Origin of the sequence: Rubrivirga sp. SAORIC476 (genome assembly GCF_002283555.1) — a bacterium.
Lineage (GTDB): Bacteria > Bacteroidota > Rhodothermia > Rhodothermales > Rubricoccaceae > Rubrivirga.
On record NZ_MVOI01000003.1, the window covers coordinates 1,889,062 to 1,906,170 of the forward strand.

General features: G+C 72.1%; 14 protein-coding genes and 1 tRNA gene. 9 read left to right on the forward strand and 6 right to left on the reverse strand.

Annotated elements, in window-relative coordinates:
• Positions 1-15: 15 nt before the first annotated feature.
• Positions 16-393: a hypothetical protein gene (locus B1759_RS09715; protein WP_143537332.1), complete on the reverse strand. Its 378-nt coding sequence runs from the start codon at positions 391-393 to the stop codon at positions 16-18.
• A 395-nt stretch (positions 394-788) separates the two neighbouring features.
• On the opposite strand from B1759_RS09715, the gene B1759_RS09720 reads away from it, so the two are divergent.
• A tRNA-Val gene (locus B1759_RS09720) sits at positions 789-862 on the forward strand.
• A gap of 97 nt (positions 863-959) precedes the next feature.
• On the opposite strand, the gene B1759_RS09725 is transcribed toward B1759_RS09720, so the two are convergent.
• Together B1759_RS09725 and B1759_RS09730 are read right to left on the reverse strand one after the other, a co-directional pair.
• Positions 960-2,249 carry a serine hydrolase gene (locus B1759_RS09725; protein ID WP_158225198.1) on the reverse strand — a complete coding sequence of 430 codons (1,290 nt, stop codon included), beginning with the start codon at positions 2,247-2,249 and terminating at the stop codon, positions 960-962.
• Positions 2,250-2,308: 59 nt separating this feature from the next.
• Positions 2,309-3,388 carry a hypothetical protein gene (locus B1759_RS09730; RefSeq protein ID WP_095514809.1) on the reverse strand — a complete coding sequence of 360 codons (1,080 nt, stop codon included), beginning with the start codon at positions 3,386-3,388 and terminating at the stop codon, positions 2,309-2,311.
• A gap of 154 nt (positions 3,389-3,542) precedes the next feature.
• Here B1759_RS09730 and B1759_RS09735 point away from each other — a divergent pair, with 154 nt between their 5' ends.
• The 4 genes from B1759_RS09735 (at position 3,543) to B1759_RS09750 (ending at position 8,669) form a co-directional block, all read left to right on the forward strand.
• Positions 3,543-4,253: a sulfotransferase family protein gene (locus B1759_RS09735; protein ID WP_095514810.1), complete on the forward strand. Its 711-nt coding sequence runs from the start codon at positions 3,543-3,545 to the stop codon at positions 4,251-4,253.
• Positions 4,246-6,228, forward strand: coding sequence for an alkaline phosphatase family protein (locus B1759_RS09740; RefSeq protein WP_095514811.1), 1,983 nt, complete (start codon positions 4,246-4,248; stop codon positions 6,226-6,228). The genes B1759_RS09735 and B1759_RS09740 overlap by 8 nt, the downstream gene beginning before the upstream one ends.
• A 124-nt stretch (positions 6,229-6,352) precedes the next feature.
• Positions 6,353-7,234 carry a T9SS type A sorting domain-containing protein gene (locus tag B1759_RS09745; protein WP_158225199.1) on the forward strand — a complete coding sequence of 294 codons (882 nt, stop codon included), beginning with the start codon at positions 6,353-6,355 and terminating at the stop codon, positions 7,232-7,234.
• Positions 7,235-7,286: 52 nt separating this feature from the next.
• Entirely contained in the window at positions 7,287-8,669 is a 1,383-nt protein-coding gene (locus B1759_RS09750) for a hypothetical protein (protein WP_095514813.1), read from the forward strand.
• Positions 8,670-8,774: 105 nt separating this feature from the next.
• On the opposite strand, the gene B1759_RS09755 is transcribed toward B1759_RS09750, so the two are convergent.
• On the reverse strand, positions 8,775-10,562 hold the full coding sequence (locus tag B1759_RS09755; RefSeq protein WP_095514814.1) for an AarF/ABC1/UbiB kinase family protein: 1,788 nt from the start codon (positions 10,560-10,562) through the stop codon (positions 8,775-8,777).
• A gap of 261 nt (positions 10,563-10,823) precedes the next feature.
• On the opposite strand from B1759_RS09755, the gene B1759_RS09760 reads away from it, so the two are divergent.
• From B1759_RS09760 to B1759_RS09775, 4 genes are all read left to right on the forward strand, one after another.
• Positions 10,824-11,189 (forward strand): DUF4260 domain-containing protein, encoded by a 366-nt coding sequence (locus tag B1759_RS09760; protein WP_095514815.1) that lies wholly within the window; start codon positions 10,824-10,826, stop codon positions 11,187-11,189.
• Positions 11,182-12,099: a haloalkane dehalogenase gene (locus B1759_RS09765; RefSeq protein WP_095514816.1), complete on the forward strand. Its 918-nt coding sequence runs from the start codon at positions 11,182-11,184 to the stop codon at positions 12,097-12,099. Before B1759_RS09760 ends, B1759_RS09765 begins: the two co-directional genes overlap by 8 nt.
• Positions 12,100-12,167: 68 nt before the next feature.
• Complete coding sequence (locus B1759_RS09770; protein WP_095514817.1) at positions 12,168-13,316, forward strand: PQQ-dependent sugar dehydrogenase; 1,149 nt, start codon at positions 12,168-12,170, stop codon at positions 13,314-13,316.
• 95 nt (positions 13,317-13,411) lie between these two features.
• A complete protein-coding gene (locus tag B1759_RS09775) occupies positions 13,412-15,463 on the forward strand; it encodes a TonB-dependent receptor (RefSeq protein WP_095514818.1) in 2,052 nt (683 codons plus the stop codon).
• 24 nt (positions 15,464-15,487) lie between these two features.
• On the opposite strand, the gene B1759_RS09780 is transcribed toward B1759_RS09775, so the two are convergent.
• Together B1759_RS09780 and B1759_RS09785 are read right to left on the reverse strand one after the other, a co-directional pair.
• Positions 15,488-16,648 (reverse strand): MFS transporter, encoded by a 1,161-nt coding sequence (locus tag B1759_RS09780; protein WP_095514819.1) that lies wholly within the window; start codon positions 16,646-16,648, stop codon positions 15,488-15,490.
• Positions 16,645-17,091: a hypothetical protein gene (locus B1759_RS09785; protein WP_095514820.1), complete on the reverse strand. Its 447-nt coding sequence runs from the start codon at positions 17,089-17,091 to the stop codon at positions 16,645-16,647. The genes B1759_RS09780 and B1759_RS09785 overlap by 4 nt, the downstream gene beginning before the upstream one ends.
• Positions 17,092-17,109: the final 18 nt, after the last annotated feature.

Here is a 17,109-nt window from a genome sequence, read left to right on the forward strand (position 1 = left end):
TACCGCCGAGCGCTCTCAGCCTGCGGCGCACCACACGAGCCCCACCGGCACGCGTCCGTCGAGCGGGGCTCCGGCCCCAGCGAGGGCGTCCGCGTCGGGTAGCCCGTCTCCGACCCATGTGCTCTCGACGCCGTCACAGGCGAGCGCGAGCATGACCCTTTGCACGGCGGTCAGGCACCGCTCGTGGAGGTGGACGCGCTGGCCGGGTTCTCCGGTTGCGCGCACCGTCACCAACAACCACGTGCCGTCTTGTGCGTCGTCGGGGCGAAGCGACTCCAGAAGTGGAGCCACCGTGGCCGGGAGCGTCAGAAAGGCGCAGGGAGAGGTCGCGTAGGCGCCCGACACGGTCCCTGCCGACTGGATGGCGCTGGCGACGACATCCTCTCGGGCCATCAGACGTGGCGACGAGGCGAAGGGAGACTGGACGCTCAGGGCGAGCATAGACGGCACTGGGGAGTGAGGATGTGTCCCCAAAGCATGTGCCATGCCCCTGGAACAGTCCGTGAGAGCCATGCTGGAGCCCAGGGGGCGCCACGTTCACGGTTTCGGTGCCTGGATTGTCACGGGATCAGGGTCGTCGGTCCCCCTGTGAACGCTCTCGGTCATCGGCCGAGGCGCTGTGAGGCGGGGCCGCCCCGCCCCGTCGCCGGGCCGATTCGTAACCCGCCCTCCTCGGGGCGCGGGCAGAAGCTTCCGTCCGCCTTCACACGGAGCGCGCTTGCGCGCCTTGCCCGCCGTCTCGCCCGCGCGGTATGTTGGACGCCCTGCCGTCGGCCCTGCGCCGCGCCGGGCTCTTAGCTCAGTTGGTTAGAGCGCGTCGTTGACATCGACGAGGTCACTGGTTCGAATCCAGTAGAGCCCACACGAATCGCCCGCGTCCTGTCTTTGGACGCGGGCTTCTTTGTGCTTCAGCGGCGAGCCGACCCCCCAGCCCGACTACAAGGCGAACCGGGGTGCGACTACTCCACTCGGCGTCCGAGGGTCTGCGGCTGCCCCTGGATCTGGATGCCGACCGTCCGGCCTTCGGCGTCGGTGACAAACTCCCAGGTGAGGTCCTGGCAGCAGAAGTAGAACACCGTCTCGGAGCCCGCGACGAGTGGCTCGCTGCCGCCTGCGCTCTCCGGCTCCAGGTGAAGCTGGCCGCTCTCCAGCGTGATGTGGAGGCGGCCGAAGCCGGACTCGTACACCCCGACGTGCCGCGCCAGCACCGCCTCGGGCACGTCGGCGAGGGGGCGGGGGAGGGGGAACGCGAAGGGGACCCCGTTCCAGAGGTCCATCATCGCTCCCAGGATGGGCGTCCGGTAGACGCCATGGCTCGTGGCCTCGATGGCGTAGGTAGTCCCCGGCAGGGTGCCGTGAAGTCGCTCGCGCCAGAGCCCCGTCTTGACCGCGTCCCCTTCGCCCCAGTGGCCGACAAGGGGGCGTGGCGCCTCGCGCACGAATCGACCGAACACGTACTGGCTGTCGGTCCCGTCAGGCAACTCGACCACGGCCGACCGGACGAGCGAGTCGGGCACGATCCGCCCGCTCCAGAAGGCGTCTTCGAAGGCGAGCAGGTCGTCGACCGAGGCGTGGACGGCGTCACCGTCACCTCCGGCCCACGCGATCCAGTCGGCCGCCCCGGACGGCCCGACGAACGCACGCGTCATCCCGGCCGGCTCGAAGACGCGCTCGCGGAGAACCTCTCCATACATCTGCCCGGTCACTGCTTCGAGGACCCAGGCGAGCGTGATGTAGTTCGCATTGTCGTAGGCGAACGCCGTTCCTGGCTCGTGGGCGGTCCCTGGCCGGTGCTCGGCGATGAGTGCCTGCGCGATCTCCGATGGTACAGGGCGCGACGTGTCGGCGTGGGCGACGAGGGTCGTCAGGAAGTGAAGGCCGGACGTCTGGTCGAGGAGCATCCGGACCGTGACCTCGGGGTAGGGCCACGGGTCGAGAACCTGCTCGACCGGGTCGTCGAGGCCGAGTCGCCGCTCGGCGACGAGGGAAAGGACAGCCGCTGCCGTCATTTGCTTCGAGACCGAGGCGACGTAGAGCGGCCGGTTTGTCGTGACGGGCGCGCCGTCGTGCATGCCCGCAGCGAATCGGTACAGGACGGTCCCATCGGCGCCAGAAATCGCGAGCGCGCCGTCGAACAGACCACCGGCGTGGAGAGCGGCCAGCGCCGAGTCGAGGCGGGCGACCCGGTCGGCGGGCTGGGCGGTCACGGCGACGCTGAGGACCGCGAGGAGGAAGGCAAGACAGCGCACGATCGGGCAGGGCGGAGTGTATCGGGACACGCGCAGCCATCCGGAGTTGCTCCGGACCGTCAGCGTCGCGTGACGTCGATGGTCCAGGTCGTCGTGAAGGTCTCGCCCCGGTCGGTGCTGGACTCGGCCAACCAGAGGTAGCGATCGGGCTCGATGTCGTAGAAGACGAAGCGCGAGATCGTGCCGCCGAGATGGGTGTCAAACGGATGGAGCACCATCCGGTCGCCCTCCCAGACGCCGCCGAAGTCGAGCAGCGTGTTGGCGCGGTTGGTGAGGTAGAGCGACTCCCAGCGACGCTCGGCGCGGTTGTAGAGGCGGAGGATGGTGGTGGCCGCGTCGGGCAGAGTCGGGTCGAGGTCGAACCAGGAATGCTCCAGAAGGCCGTGCCCTCCGAGGGCGATGCTGGCCGTCGTCGTGGTTGGGAAGGCGACCTGCTGGCCGGTCGGGAGCGTGATCTGGTGCTGGGCGTCCCAGACGCCGAGCAGGAAGTCGAACTGGCGGGCTTCGGCCGGCAGCCCCTCGGCGGGGACGCCGTCGTCAGCGCGCACGGCCAGGAGAGGGGCGGCCGCGCGACGCGTGTACGACCGGCGCTCGTGCGGAGCCCACGTCGCGCCGTCGTCGGTGGAGGTCTCGACGGTCACCGTGAGCCCGTCGTCGGCCATCGCATAGCGGACGCGCTCGTGGGTGAGGAGCGTTCCGCCACCCCGCCGGACGGCCGTGCGGAGCGCGAGCCCTCCCGCCTCGGCGACTCCGTCGTAGACCTCGATGTGCTCCGTCTCGGAGCGCCCCTCGCCGAGGGCCCAGCGGTCTGGGCCGGGGCTGAACACGAGGAACGACAGCGCGTGGTCGGTGCGGCCGGGCACGGCGTCCTCCACGATGCGCCGTTCCATGAGCGCGTAGCCTCGGTTCATGTAGGTGATCTCGGCCTGGCCCGTCGCTGTGTGCGTGGTCGTGTCGGTGGGGAAGGTGGTGACGGCCACCTCCCAGGTGCCGAGGAGCGGGCGGGCCGCGTCGAGGCGGCCGTCGGCCCGGGGGCTACGATCGGTCAGGGCGTGCCCCTGGTCATGCAGGCGGCCGTCGGTCTGGGCGAGAGCGGGGAGGGCGACGAGCGCCGCGGCGAGCACAAGAAACCGGCGCATAGGCGAAGAGGCTGGGTGTCGGAGGGTAGGGTGCAAGCCGTTGACGAACAAGGCATCGCGCTGTCCGTCTTCGTCCCGAGGCGCAGGGCCCATGACCCGCCGCGAGCGGGTTTGGCGGAGGACGCTACGTTGCGCCGTCCCCTCCTTTCCCTTCGTGTCCGATCGTCCTCTCTACGATGTCCCTCCCGGCGGCTCGCTGGGACTGCTCGCCGCGGGCTGGCGAGGCGTCCGCGCGTGGCGAGAGGTCCGTGGTCCGCTGGGCGCCTCTCTTCCGGATGCGGCGACCGGCCCCGACCTCTCGGGCGTCTCCCTGGTGGTGGTCACGGGCCTGCCGAGGTCGGGCACCTCGATGCTGATGCAGATGCTCGCCGCGGCGGGCGTGCCGCCCTACACGGACGGGGCCCGCGAGGCCGACGCGTCCAACCCGGAGGGCTACCTCGAAGCCGAGCCCGTCATGCGCCTGGCCTATGAGTCGGGGTGGCTGCCCGAGGCCGACGGGCACGCGCTGAAGGTCGTCGCCCCGCTGCTGCCGCACCTGCCGCCGGGGCCGACGTACCGTGCTGTGCTCATCGAGCGGGACCTGCGGGAGGTGCTTCAGTCGCAAGAGGCGATGCTCAAACGAAACGGCGCGACGGCTGCCTCCGGCGCGTCGTTGCGGACGGCCTACGCGCGGTACCTCGACGCCGCGCGCGGGTGGCTGGACCGGCACGCCTCGACGCTCGTGCTCCAGCACCGCGACGTGATCGCTGCGCCCCTCCGGGCGGCCGACCAGCTCCACGCCCACCTCGGGCTCGATGGCGACCCGGCCGTGACCGCAGCCGTGATCGACCCGTCGCTCCATCGCCAGCGTGTCTCCGATGGCTGAGCGTCTCGCCAAACGCGTTCTCCTGATCGGCTGGGACGCTGCCGACTGGAAGGTGATGTCGCCACTGCTCGACGCGGGCAAGATGCCCGCGCTGGCATCGCTCGTCGACCGCGGGGTGATGGGCAACCTCGCGACCCTGGAGCCGCCCTTCTCCCCGATACTCTGGACCAGCATCGCGACCGGCCACACGGCCGACCGCCACGGGATCCACCACTTCGTCCAGCCCGACGAGAGCGGCACCGGCATCCGTCCCGTGCTGGGGACCTCGCGGACGACGAAGGCGCTCTGGAACATCCTCCACCAGGAGGGGATGCGGTCGAACGTCGTCGGCTGGTGGCCGAGCCACCCGGCCGAGCCGATCCGCGGGGCCATGGTCTCGAACTTCTTCCAGACCGCGGCTTCACCGCCCGGCACCGTCCACCCGCCCGAGATCGAAGACACGCTGCTCGACCTCCGCATCGACCTCCGGGAGCTGACGGGCAACCACCTCGTGCCGTTCATCCCGGACCTGGCCGAGATCGACCAGGAGGCCGACAAGCGCCCGCTGGCCGTCGCGCGCGCGATCGCGGACGCGGCCAGCATCCACGCGGCGGTGACCTACCTGATGGAGACGACCGAGTGGGACCTGACGGCGGTCTACTACGACGCCATCGACCACCTCGGGCACGGCTTCATGGGCTACCACCCGCCCCAGATGGAAGGCGTCTCCGATCACGACTTCCGTCGGTACCGGCACGTCGTCGAGGCGGGGTATCGCTTCCATGACATGATGCTGGGGCAGCTCCTCGCGCAGGTGGACGCCGACACGGCGGTGATCCTGCTCTCGGACCACGGGTTCCACTCCGACCACCTCCGGCCGCGCGTCGTGCCCCGCCATGTGCCCGCAGGCGCGGCCCTGGAGCATCGCCCGTTCGGGGCACTCGTCATGGCCGGGCCGGGCATCCGCCGCGACGAGCGGATCTACGGCGCCGGCCTGCTCAACGTCGCCCCGACCGTCCTGACGCTGCTGGGCCTCCCGGTCGGCGCCGACATGGCGGGCGCGCCCCTCGTGCAAGCCTTCGAGGAGCCCCCGGCGTTCGAGACGATCCCGTCGTGGGAGGCGGTCGATGGCGACGACGGTCGCCACCCGGACGGTGCCCGCGCCGATCCCTGGTCCGAGCACGAGGCCGTGCAGCAACTCGTCGGGCTGGGGTACCTCGACCCGGACCAGAGCGACGCCGAGGCGGCGGCGGCGGCGGTCCGCGACGCCGCGTTCAACCTGGCGCGGGTGTACGACTCGACGGGGCGCGTGGCGGAGGCGATCCCGCTCTACGAGTCGGTCGTCGAGGCCGAGTCGCCGCACCGGGACTACTACGCGTTGGCGCTGGCGCGGGCCTACGCGGCGGACGGGCGAGTCGAAGACGCCCGCCGGGTGGTCGAAGCCTCGGTGGCGGAGGGGAGCCGCTTTCCCACCGCGGTCGCCCTGCTCCAGAGCGATCTGGCGGCGGCTGGCGGCGACCCCGACGGCGCGCTCGCCCTGCTGCAGGATCTCCCCGCATCCAGCGGCGCCTCCCCGGAGGTCCACCTGCGGCGGGCCGATCTCCTGCTCCGCCTCGGGGACACGGAGCGGGCGGCGGAGGCCTACGAGGCGGTGCTCGCGCTCGACCCCGACAACGCCCGTGCCTACAACGGCCGCGCCGTGGTCGCCATCCAGCGGAAGGACTACGCGGCCGCCCACGACGCCGCGCTGGCAGCCGTCGCCCGGCTCTACCACTTCCCGCTGGCGCACTTCCACCTCGGCGTCGCCCTGCTCCGGCTCGGGTGGGCGGATCGGGCCGAGGACGCGTTCGCGGTCTGCCTGCGTCAGCAGCCGGGGTTCGCGCTCGCGCACCGGTGGCTCGCACGGATCTACAAGGACTACCTCCGCCAGCCGCACGATGCGAAGCGCCACTGGGAGGCGTACAGGCGGTTGTCCGCGGCGACGGGAGAGAAATAGCGAGGGGGTGACCCTCACAGGAACGGTTTGGCGAAGGCATGCACGATGAGCAACGCCTCGTCACCAGATGGATGCTCGAGATCCGTGCGATTCGTCTCCTCTGATTTCCAACCTCCTTCCCGCCATGCTCCCGACTGCTACGCTCAACAATTCGCTCTGGTACGTCACCGCCGCTGCTGCTGCGGCGGCGCTCGGAGCCTCCGACGCCGCCGCCCAGGTCGTCTACGTCGATGTCTCCCCGGACGTCACCCTCTCCGATGCCGCCTTCGAGATCGACATCGACGGCGACGGCGACCCGGAGTTCGCGCTCGCGGAGTCGACCCACGACCGCAATCAGATCATCCTGCTGACCGACCCGGAGTCCGGGGACTACGTGAATGGGTTGCTCGGCAACGGGTTCGTCTACCGTGGCAACTCGTACGCCTACGCGCTCCCGGTGGCTGCGGGCGAGGAGGTCTCTGCGTCCAACGCGGACCTGGTGGACCTCGGCGACTTCGCGCTGCCCATCCAGGCCTCGTTCACGTTCGAGGGCTCCGACCCGAACGACTGGCTGAGCGCCGGGGAGTCCTACGTCGGCGTCCGGTTCCGCCTCGACAACGGGGACCAGCACTACGGGTGGGTCCGCGTCGAGGCCGAGGCGGAGGGGCAGGTGCGCGTGCTCGACTACGCCTTCAACGCGACGCCAGGCGCCGCCATCATCGCCAACGCGGCCGTGGCGGTCGAGCCCGACGGGCTGGCGGAGGGCTACGGGTTCTCGCCGGTCGCCCCGAACCCGGTCACCGGCGTCTCCCGCTTCCGCCTCTCGGTCGGCCGGACGGAGACGGTGGTGGTCGAGGTGATCGATGCGCTCGGGCGCCGCGTGCGGACGCTCCACGACGGACCGCTCGCGGGCGGGGCCGAGGCCACGTTCGAGATCGCGCAGAGCGACCTCACGGCGGGCGTCTACTTCGTCCGGGTGACGGGCGAGTCCTTCACCACGTCGCGCTCCGTCACGGTCGTCCGCTAGCGAGCCGGCGCCCTCCCGACACGCCCCTGGCCACTCCATTCCGATCCTCCCGATGAAAACCCTTCTTCTCCTGCTGCTCGCCCTCGTCGGCAGTCCGGCGGCCTTCGCGGGCGCCTCGTCCTTCGAGCCGGTCTCGTCGTCTTCCGAGGCGATGGACACCTTCACGATCCTCGTCGCTCCCAGTGGGTCGGCGGCCTATGCCTATGCCCAGACCCAGGACAACGGCTCCACCATCTTCGCCCAGTCGGCCCTCTGGCGTGCGGTCCGGGACGCGGCCGCGCTCGTCAACGAAGGCGGCGAGCGGACCGTTCTGGTCCTGGTCGCGGAGGGCGACTACCCCGGCCAGTTCGCGGCGGGCATCCAGCGCGTGCCGAAGCTCGAAAACGCGGCCGGGACGCTGAAGGTCTTCGGCGGCATGAACGACGACTTCTCGGCGCGCGACCCGTTCTCCCGGCCCTCCCGTGTCCCGACGGCCATGGGCCGCGACGGCGCCATCTTCCAGATCGCGGGCAACTCGGTCATCCGGGAGGTGGTGGTCAGCGGCCTCGTGCTCGACGCGTCGCCCTCAAACAACTACGACGTGATGTCGGGGAGCCTGCAGAAAGGGTCATCCAACAGCAACCCGGTCATCGGGTGGGCGCAGATGGAGGCCGAGCGGGTCGTGATCGCGGACAACGTCATCGCCAACGGGGCGATGGCCGGCTTCCAGATCGGCTCCACGCCGCCGGTGGCGGGCACGGGCGAGGTGGTCATCCAGAACAACGTCTTCCTCAACAACCTCCTCGCGCTCCGGACGCAGACGTTCGGTCGGCGCGCGGGCTTCCCGTACGCCCGGCTGCTCGTCCGCAACAACACGTTCGCGCTCAACTTCCCCTTCAACCCGGACCCGACCTCGTCGAACGTGTCGGCCGTCGAGTGGCACAACGACAACAGCTTCGACGAGCTGGTCTTCGAGAACAACATCTTCGCGTTCAACCCCGGCGGCGCGTTCCAGTCGGACTGGGCGCCGGACCGGCTCCCGGCGCTCACGATCCGCGACAACCTGTTCTACTTCAACGGCCCCCTGTTCGGCGAGAGCGGCGCGGGCGCGGTCATCGTCGCCGGGAAGTTCGGGACCAACCCGCAGTACATCCTGCTCGACATCGACGGCGTGCGCGACAACCTGGACGCGGAGGTGTCGGGCAACACGTTCATCGACCCGCAGCTCCGGCTGGCGCTGGTCGCGGACCAGCCCGTCGACCGGAGCTTCATCAAGGCGCAGGTCGATGAGTTGGAGGACCCGCGCGAGCTGTTCGGGTTCGGGTCGGGGCCGGTCGAGGTGTCCACGTTCGCGCCCGAGATGCTGTACGACGAGCGCGTGGTGCCGGTCACCGGTCGCCCGGCGGCCCGGCCGTACGGGATCCAGCGGAACGACGTGTGGGGCATGGACGACTAGGGTCCAGAGCCGGAGACCGTCCCGAGGGTCAGACGACGCGGTCGTCTGGCCCTCGGCCACGTTCGGTCGCCTCGGGAGTCGCCCTTCGTTGCCGAGGTGGAGGCGCTAGCGACGCCCGGACCGCAGCGTGCCGAGCCCGAACAGCGTCGCCACGACCGTCAGCGCGAGCGCGATGCCCGCGTCGCCACCCGCATACGCGGCGTAGGCGATGCCGCCGGAGCCCACCGCGCCGACCGCGTAGGCCAGCCCGCGGACCGAGCGCGCCAGCCGCTCCGTCGCCGCCACCGACGCCGGGTCGCGGACCGCGATCTCGCCCGCCTCGGCCTTCGTGAGGACGCGATCGATCTGCGTCGGCAGGCCGAGCAGGACACGCCCGGCGGACTGGACCTCGGCCCAGATCGCCGCGCCGATGGCGGGCGCCGCCTCGCGCGTCAGCGGCTCGATGTGAGGCTGGAGCACCTTGAGCGGGTTCACGTCGGGCGCGAGCGCGCCACACAGGCCGATCAGCAGCAGCGCCGTCCGCTCCAGCAAGATCCAGTCGCGCGGGACGCGGAACGCGGAGGCGAGGTCGGTCACCGACACGCCGAGGTCGGCCATCTGGTCGAACGTCTCGGCATGCTGCGCCATCGCGAACTCCAGCGTCAGGTCGCCCAGGCGGAAGGCCATCGGGTCGAGGTTCTTCAGCACCCGCTCGTGGACGCCCTCCACCAGCGCGCGGACGGCGGCGTCGGCCTGCATCGACCCTCCGGCGTCGGCGGTGAAGCCCATCGTGTCGAGGGCGGTCGTGACGCGGGCCGGGTTGCGCGCCAGGACGCCCGCGATCATCTCGGCCAGGCCGGTCCGCATCTCGGGCAGCAGGCGGGCGACGGCGCCGAAGTCGAGGAAGACCAACTCGAACCCGCCCGGCGCCGCGAGGTCCGGCCGGACCAGTAGGTTCCCGGGGTGGGGGTCGGCGTGGTAGAGGCCGTCGCGGAAGATCATGCCGCCGTACGCCTCCAGGATGCGCTCGGCGAGCGCCAGCCGGTCGACGCCTGCCGCGTCGAGCGCCGCCAGGTCGCCCGCCTTGATGCCGTCCACGAACTCGGTCGTCAACACGCGCCGCGACGATCGGTTGGGCACGACGGCGGGCACGGACACGCCGGCCCCGAGCATCGGCGCGATCTCGGTGCCCGAGGCGGCCTCTCGTTCGAAGTCCAACTCGCTCAGGATCACCGCCTCGATCTCGCGGAACTGCTCGCGCAGGCCGCGAATGCCGAACCACCGCCCGACCACGCGCAAGATGGTCTCGATGGCCCGCAGGTCGAGCTTCGCGATGGCGTCGATGTCGGCGTGCTGCACCTTGACCGCCACGTCGCGCAGGACCGACTGCCCGTCCCCACCGACGCCCGTCGCGAGGCGGGCGCGGTGGACCTGCGCCAGCGACGCGCTCGCCACCGGCATCGGCTGGAAGTCGACGAACAGCGCCTCGACGGGGGCGCCCAACTCCGCCTCGATGCGGGCACGGGCCATCTCGGGCGGACTCGCCGGAACGCGGTCCTGGAGGCCTTCCAGCTCGGCGCGGAAGGGCTCCGGGAGGAGGTTCGTCAGCACGCTCGCCAGCTGGCCCGCCTTGATGAACAGGCCCCGCAGACTCAGGATCGAGTCGCGGACGCGTCGCCCGTTGCGGGCATGGAGGGACGGTGCCCTGCGCGCCGCCCAGCGCTCGCCGCGGACGCGGGTCATCGCGTCGAACCACAGGTAGCTGACGGCCACGCGGAGCGCGGCCAGGTACGCCCGCCACACACGGAACCGCCGCCGCGCCGGGGCCGCGACCTCAATGTCTGGCGCGGCCCGCGTCACCCCCGAGGCGGGCACGGTCGGCGGGTCGACGAGCAGGGGCGGGGCGGGGCTCACAAGCGGCGGTACGAGGGACGGCCGGCTTTGTGTCCGCCGCCCTGAATCTGCACCTGCCCGTACCGAACAGGGCCTCGGACGCAGACGGCAGAACGGCCTCGTCTCCCTTCCCGGATGCCATCCACAGCCGCGCCCGGCTGACGACGAGGATGCGGCGCTGGCGCCCGGCGGCACCGTGGGGAACGGGCGTCGTGTGCGACTTCCGGTTGCCGCAACTCGGGCCGAGAGGGCCGTAGCGTGGCCCCCTCACATCGCGTCGCCATGCCGATCCTGCTTCTCCGTCTCGAAGGCGCCGCTGCGCTGGTCGTCGCCACGTGGGTCTACGCGCTCGCCGGCGCATCGTGGGGGTGGTTCGCCGCGCTCCTGCTCGTGCCCGACGTGTCGATGGTCGGCTACCTGCGCGGGCCGCGCATCGGGGCGGCGGCATACAATGTGGCCCACACCTATGCTGCGCCCGCGATGCTGGCGGTGGCCTCGGTCGGCCTCGGGTGGACGCCCGGCGTCCCTGTCGCCCTGATCTGGACCGCGCACATCGGTCTTGACCGCCTGCTCGGCTACGGCCTCAAGCAGCCCGACGGCTTCCACCAGACCCACCTCGGCCCCATCGGGCCTGCTCGCCATGGCTGACCTCCCTCCCCACGTCGTTCGCACGCCCGAGGCGCGGTTCGCCAATCTGCCCGAGTGGCCGTTCGCGCCGCAGTACCTCACCGTCGACACGCCCGGCGTGGGCCCGCTGCGGGTCCACGTGGTGGATGAAGGGCCGCGCGAGGCGGACGAGACGGTGCTGATGCTGCACGGCGAGCCGTCGTGGAGCTACCTCTATCGGCGCATGATCCCGCCGATCGTCGCCGCCGGGCACCGCGCGGTCGCGTTCGACTTTCCCGGCTTCGGCCGCAGCGACAAGCCGACCGAGGCGGGCGCCTACACCTACGAGTTGCACCGGACGGTCCTGCTCGACGTGATCCGACAGCTCGATCTGCAGAACGTGACGCTGGTGGTCCAGGACTGGGGAGGGCTGATGGGTCTCCCGGTCGCCACGCTCGACGTGCCGGACCGCATCGCGCGGCTCGTGGTGATGAACACCTTCCTGCCGACGGGCACCGAGACCCCCACGTTCGGTTTCCGAGCGTGGCGCGCGAGCGTCCGCCTGCTCGGGCGGCGCCTGCCCATCGGGCGGCTGATGACGATGGCGCTCCCAGATCGGCAGAAACCGTTCGTGCCGGCGTACACGGCTCCCTTTCCGTCCGTCCGGTACAAGGCGGGGGCCGCGAGGTGGCCGCTGATGGTGCCGATGGATCCGACCGACCCCGTCGCCGAGATCATGGTTCGGGCGCGGGAGGCGCTGGCGATCTGGGACAGGCCGTGCCTCCTCGTCTGGTCCAAAGCCGACCCCATCCTCGGAGGCGCGCATCGCTTCTTCGAGCGCCTCGTCCCGACCGCCGAGCCGCCGACCTTCGTTTGCGGCGGGCACTTCCTGCAAGATGCCTCCGGTGCTGAGATCGCCGAGCACGTCGTCGCCTTCGTAGAGCGGACGTAGCTGCCGCGAAAGCAGGCGGAACAGGAGCGCGCGGTGGACGGTCCGCAGGCTTCCGCTCCGCCCGCGCCATGTCCCGCACCCTTCTTCTCGCCGCTCCCCTGCTCGCCCTCGGCGCCTGCGCCCAGCCGACCGGCTCCGCCTCGGGCGTATCGGCGGTGATGGAAACCGTCGGCACCGAGGCGGGGACGGTGGGCGTGGTCGAAGTCCAGGGCGGACTCGACCACCCGTGGGGCATCGCGTTCCTGCCGGACGGTCGCGCGCTGGTGACCGAGCGGGCCGGCCGTCTCCGGCTGGTCGACGGCTCAGGCGAGGCGCCGGTCGTGGAGGGCACGCCCGAGGTCTTCGCCAACGGCCAGGGCGGTCTGCTGGACGTGGCCCTCGCCCCGGACTTCGACGAGACCGGCTTCGTCTACCTGACCTACGCCAAGCCCGGCCCGAACGACATGGGCGCCACAGCCGTTGGGCGGGGACGCTTCGAGGACGGCGCGATCGTCGGCTTCGAGGAGCTGTGGGCCCAGACGCCGTTTCAGGCCGGCGGCCGCCACTTCGGCTCGCGCATCGCGTTCACGCCCGACGGCTTCCTGCTGATCTCGACAGGCGACCGCGGCCAGAAGGAGCCCGCGCAGGAGCTCCGCAACACCATCGGCGTGATCGTCCGCCTGACGATGGACGGCGCCGTCCCCGACGACAACCCGTTCGTGGGCGACCCGGACGCGCGGCCGGAGATCTGGGCCTACGGCATCCGCAACGGGCAGAGCCTGGGCATCCACCCCGAGACCGGCGCCGTCTGGGAGGCCGAGTTCGGCCCGAAGGGCGGGGACGAGCTCAACCTCATCACACCGGGCACCAACTACGGCTGGCCCGTCGTCAGCTGGGGCATGAACTACGACAACACGCCCATCCCCGACCCGCCGACGCGCCCCGAGTTCACCGACGCCGTCCGCCAGTGGACGCCCGTGATTTCGCCCTCCGGCATGCTGTTCTACACGGCCGACGCCTTCCCCGAGTGGACGGGCAGCCTGATGCTGGGCAGCCTCGGGCGGCAGGGCATCGTCCGCCTGACGCTGGACGGGGACACGGTCAGTGGCGAGGAGACGATCGAACTCGGCGAGCGCATCCGTGACGTGGAGCAGGGCCCGGATGGCTTCGTCTACGTGCTGACGGACAACGCCGACGGGGCCGTGTGGCGTCTGGAGCCCACCCGGGGAGGCGAGTAGCCCACGGGAGGAGGCCCGTGGCGACGCCACCCCGTTCGCGACGACCGTCACTCTCTGCCACCGGCCACTCTTTCCTGGCCCCCCGCCCAGTCCCCATGCGCTACCGCTTCGGTCCTGCCGTCGGCCTGTTCGTTCTGCTGTCGGCCTCCATCGCGGCCCAGCCGGACACCACCGCCACGCGCGACCTCGGGGTCGTCGAGGTGACCGCGTCGCCCTTCACGCTCGTCCCGAGTCGGGCGCCGCTGGCGCTGGCCGTCCGCGAGCGCACCGAGGCGGAGCGGGCCACCGACCCAGCCACGGCGCTCGACGCGCTCGGTCGCGGTCTGCCAGGGCTCTGGATCTCGGACCGCGGCAACCCGTCCACAGGCGAGCGGGTGCTGGTGCGCGGCCTCGGCTGGCGGGCCGCGTTCGGCGTCCGCGGCACACACGTGATCCTGGACGGCGTTCCGCTGACGCTGGCCGACGGGCAGGGACAGCTCAACGTGATCGAGCCCGGGCTGGTCTCGCGCGTCGAGGTCCTGCGCGGCCCGGCGTCGACGTTCTGGGGGAGCGGCTCGGCGGGCGTTCTAGCCCTGTCGACGGTTGATGACATGGATCCTCGTGTCCGCGTTCGTGGAGTGGGGGGGGCGTACGGGCTGGCCAAGGCGGAGGCGTCGGCGCGCCCAGACCTCGGCGACGGGCGGCGACTGTCGGTGTGGGGCTCGGCGGTCACGCAACGCGGCTTCCGTCGGCACGCGGCGCTGGAGGCGTTCCGCGGCGGGCTCACCGGCTCGGCGGACCTCGGCAGCGGGCAGACGCTCGGCGTGGTCGGCCTCGGGGCCGTCGTGCCGCGGGCCGAGTCGCCAGGCGGCATCACCGCGGCGGCCGCAGATGAGGACCCGCGGCAGGTCCGCGAGGCCTCGATCATGCAGGACGCTGGGAAGAGTCTCGCTCAGGGCCACCTGGCCATCACCTACGGCCGTCCGCTCGGAGATGCGCGCCTCCGGGTCACCGCCACCGGCGCCGGGCGGACCCTCGACAACCCCATCATCCCGCGCTACATCACCCTGGGCCGTGTGTCGGGCGGCCTGCGCGCGGTCATGGAAGGGGGTGGACGCCTGACGTGGGGCGTCGGCGCGGAGGTCGAGGGCCAGCGCGACGACCGCCTCGAACGGGCCAACGATGAGGGCCGACCGGGCACCGAGGTGCTCACCGATCAGGTGGAGACAGTTCGCTCGGGCGCCCTCTTCGGGCGCGTGGCCCTCCCGCTGAGCGACGCGCTCACGGCCACCGCGGCCCTCCGCGCCGACGCCCTCCGCTACGCCGCCGACCCGGCCGACGTGGAGCCCGAGGCTCGAACGCTCGGCGCTGTCAGCCCGTCTCTCGGCCTCGCGTACCGGGTCACCACTCGGCGAGGCGGGGCGACCGCCTACGCGAACGTCGCCGGGGCCCTCGACGCGCCGACGACGACGGAACTGGGCAACCGCGCCGACGGCAGTCCCGGCTTCAACCCCTCGCTCCAGCCGGAGCGGACCTGGGGCGCGGAGGTCGGCGCACGCGGCTCCTGGGCGATGGGCGGCGGTGCGGTCGGCCTGGATGCGGCGGCGTTCGTGGCGCTCGCCCGCGACCTGCTCTTGCCCTCTGAGGTCGGCGACGTGACGGTGTACGCGAACGCAGGTGAGGCGCGACACGTCGGCGTGGAACTGGCGGCGAGCGCCGAGGGCGTCCGCCTCGGGCCGGGGGGCGTGAGTGGTGCCGCGGCGCTGACGCTGGCGCGCGGGACGTTTCTGGACGGCCCCGACGGCTCCGAGACGCCTGCCGGCAACCGCGTCCCCGGCTTCCCTCCACGGCTGGCGACGTGGACGGCGACATGGGCGGCGTCGGGCCGTGTGCCGCTCGTGGTTGGGGTCGACGGAGAGGCGGCGGCGGCCTACGCGGCCGACAGCGCGGGCGAGTCGGTCACCGACCCGTACGTCGTCCTCACCCTGCGTCTGGCCCTGGCCAGGCTGCCGGTCGGCCCCGCGCGGGTGACGCCGTTCGTGACCCTTCGGAACGTCGGCGACAGCGCCTATGCCGGAGCCGTCGTCGTCAACGCGTTCGGCGGACGGTTCGTCGAGCCCGCGCCCGGCCGCCACGTGATCGCGGGCGTGTCGGTGGCGCTGCCGTAGGCCCGACGAGAAGGCCTTGTAGTCTCACTCGCCCCGTACCCGCCGGAACGCCGCGCCCGCGCCGAGCGCGACGACCACGGCCAGCACGGCCAGCACGCCGAATGACACCCGCAGCCCAGCCGCCTCGGCGATGAACCCGATCACCGGCGGTCCCGCGAGGAAGCCCAGGTAGCCCGCGCTCGCCACCGCCGCGATGCCGACGCCTGGTGGCAACGGCGCCTTCGACGCCGCCCGGAACAGGGCCGGCACGACCGCCGCGAATCCGAGGCCGACCAGCCCGAAGCCAGCCACCGCCACCCACACGGTCGGTGCGATGACGCAGACCGCCAGCCCGACCGCCGCCAGCGCCGCCCCGAGGCGCACCAACCGTGCGTCGCCGAGGCGCTCCGTCAACGCGTCGGCGCCGAATCGGGCGCCCGCCATGCAGGCCGAGAACGCCGCGAACCCGAGCGCTGCCACTGCGGGCGACGCTGCCAGCACCTCGCGCAGGTAGACGGCTCCCCAGTCGGCCATGGCGCCCTCGGCGATCAGGCCACACACAGCGAGCGCCGCCAGCCCCGCCACCGGCCCCGTCGGCCACGCGATCACCGGGCCGTCCTCCGCCCCCGCCACCGCGTCCGACGTCGCCCCGAGGCCGACCCCCTGCGCCAGCGCGCCGCCTGCGAACACCACTCCGCACACGCCGAAGTGGAGCGCCAGCGACACGCTCCCCGCCGCCGCGCCCGCGCCCAGCCCGGCGCCGACCATCCCGCCCAGGCTGAACAACCCGTGGCATGCGCCGAGGATGGTCACGCCGTCCGCTTCCTCGACCTCGGCCGCCCACGCGTTCATCGCCACGTCCAGCAGCCCGCTCGTCAGCCCTACGCCGACGAGCACGGCCGCCAGCGATCCGAACCCGACGGCCAGTCCCGGACCGATCACCGCCAGCGCGAAGACGGACAGCGCCGCCAGGGTCACCCGGTGCGCCCCCAGCCGCGCCACCAGCGGGCCCGCGGCCGACGCCGACACCACGAGCCCGGCGGCCAGTCCGAGAAGTGCGAGCCCCAGCGCGCCCTCGCCGAGCCCCGTCCGCTCCTGGATCTCGGGGATGCGTGACGCCCACGTCCCATACAGTACCCCGTTGGCGGCGAACGGCAGCGCGGCGGACCGCAGGCGTGGCGTCTGGAGAAAGGGGGGAAGGGTCATCCCGGCGCGGCGATGAATGCCTGCCGACGCGCTCGCAAATCCGCCCAGACTGCGTCGGGCACGAGCGCGCGGACCGCCGTTTCCACAGCCGCCGGGTCGCCCGCCTCGGCGACGGCGTCGCGGGGGACGGATACGGATCGTCCCTCGGCTGTCACACGGAGGGTCCAGCCGCTGCCCCCGATGTGCCTCGGGCGGCGAGGCGTCCAGTCGGCTTCGAACAGACCGGCCTCACGGAGTGCTGTGACGAGCGTCTCTCGGTCGAACGCCGTCGGTGTGAGGGGCACCGTCCAGGTGGGCGTGTCGGCGCCCGCATAGCCCGGCCTCAGCGCGACCTCCGCCCCGTCGGCATCGAGGCGGATGCGGACGGCGTAGTGATGCGGCGGCGGCATCGACCCCGCCGACCAGCGGTAGTCGAGCGAGAGGTCGGCCGGAGCAGCGGGCACAAGGGAGGGCGGACGGGG

Coding starts and splice junctions, on each gene's coding strand:
- B1759_RS09715 (WP_143537332.1), bottom strand. CDS start 393: ATGGCCCGAGAGGATGTCGTCGCCAGCGCCATCCAGTCGGCAGGGACC.
- B1759_RS09730 (WP_095514809.1), bottom strand. CDS start 3,388: ATGCGCCGGTTTCTTGTGCTCGCCGCGGCGCTCGTCGCCCTCCCCGCT.
- B1759_RS09740 (WP_095514811.1), top strand. CDS start 4,246: ATGGCTGAGCGTCTCGCCAAACGCGTTCTCCTGATCGGCTGGGACGCT.
- B1759_RS09745 (WP_158225199.1), top strand. CDS start 6,353: ATGCTCCCGACTGCTACGCTCAACAATTCGCTCTGGTACGTCACCGCC.
- B1759_RS09750 (WP_095514813.1), top strand. CDS start 7,287: ATGAAAACCCTTCTTCTCCTGCTGCTCGCCCTCGTCGGCAGTCCGGCG.
- B1759_RS09760 (WP_095514815.1), top strand. CDS start 10,824: ATGCCGATCCTGCTTCTCCGTCTCGAAGGCGCCGCTGCGCTGGTCGTC.
- B1759_RS09765 (WP_095514816.1), top strand. CDS start 11,182: ATGGCTGACCTCCCTCCCCACGTCGTTCGCACGCCCGAGGCGCGGTTC.
- B1759_RS09770 (WP_095514817.1), top strand. CDS start 12,168: ATGTCCCGCACCCTTCTTCTCGCCGCTCCCCTGCTCGCCCTCGGCGCC.
- B1759_RS09775 (WP_095514818.1), top strand. CDS start 13,412: ATGCGCTACCGCTTCGGTCCTGCCGTCGGCCTGTTCGTTCTGCTGTCG.
- B1759_RS09780 (WP_095514819.1), bottom strand. CDS start 16,648: ATGACCCTTCCCCCCTTTCTCCAGACGCCACGCCTGCGGTCCGCCGCG.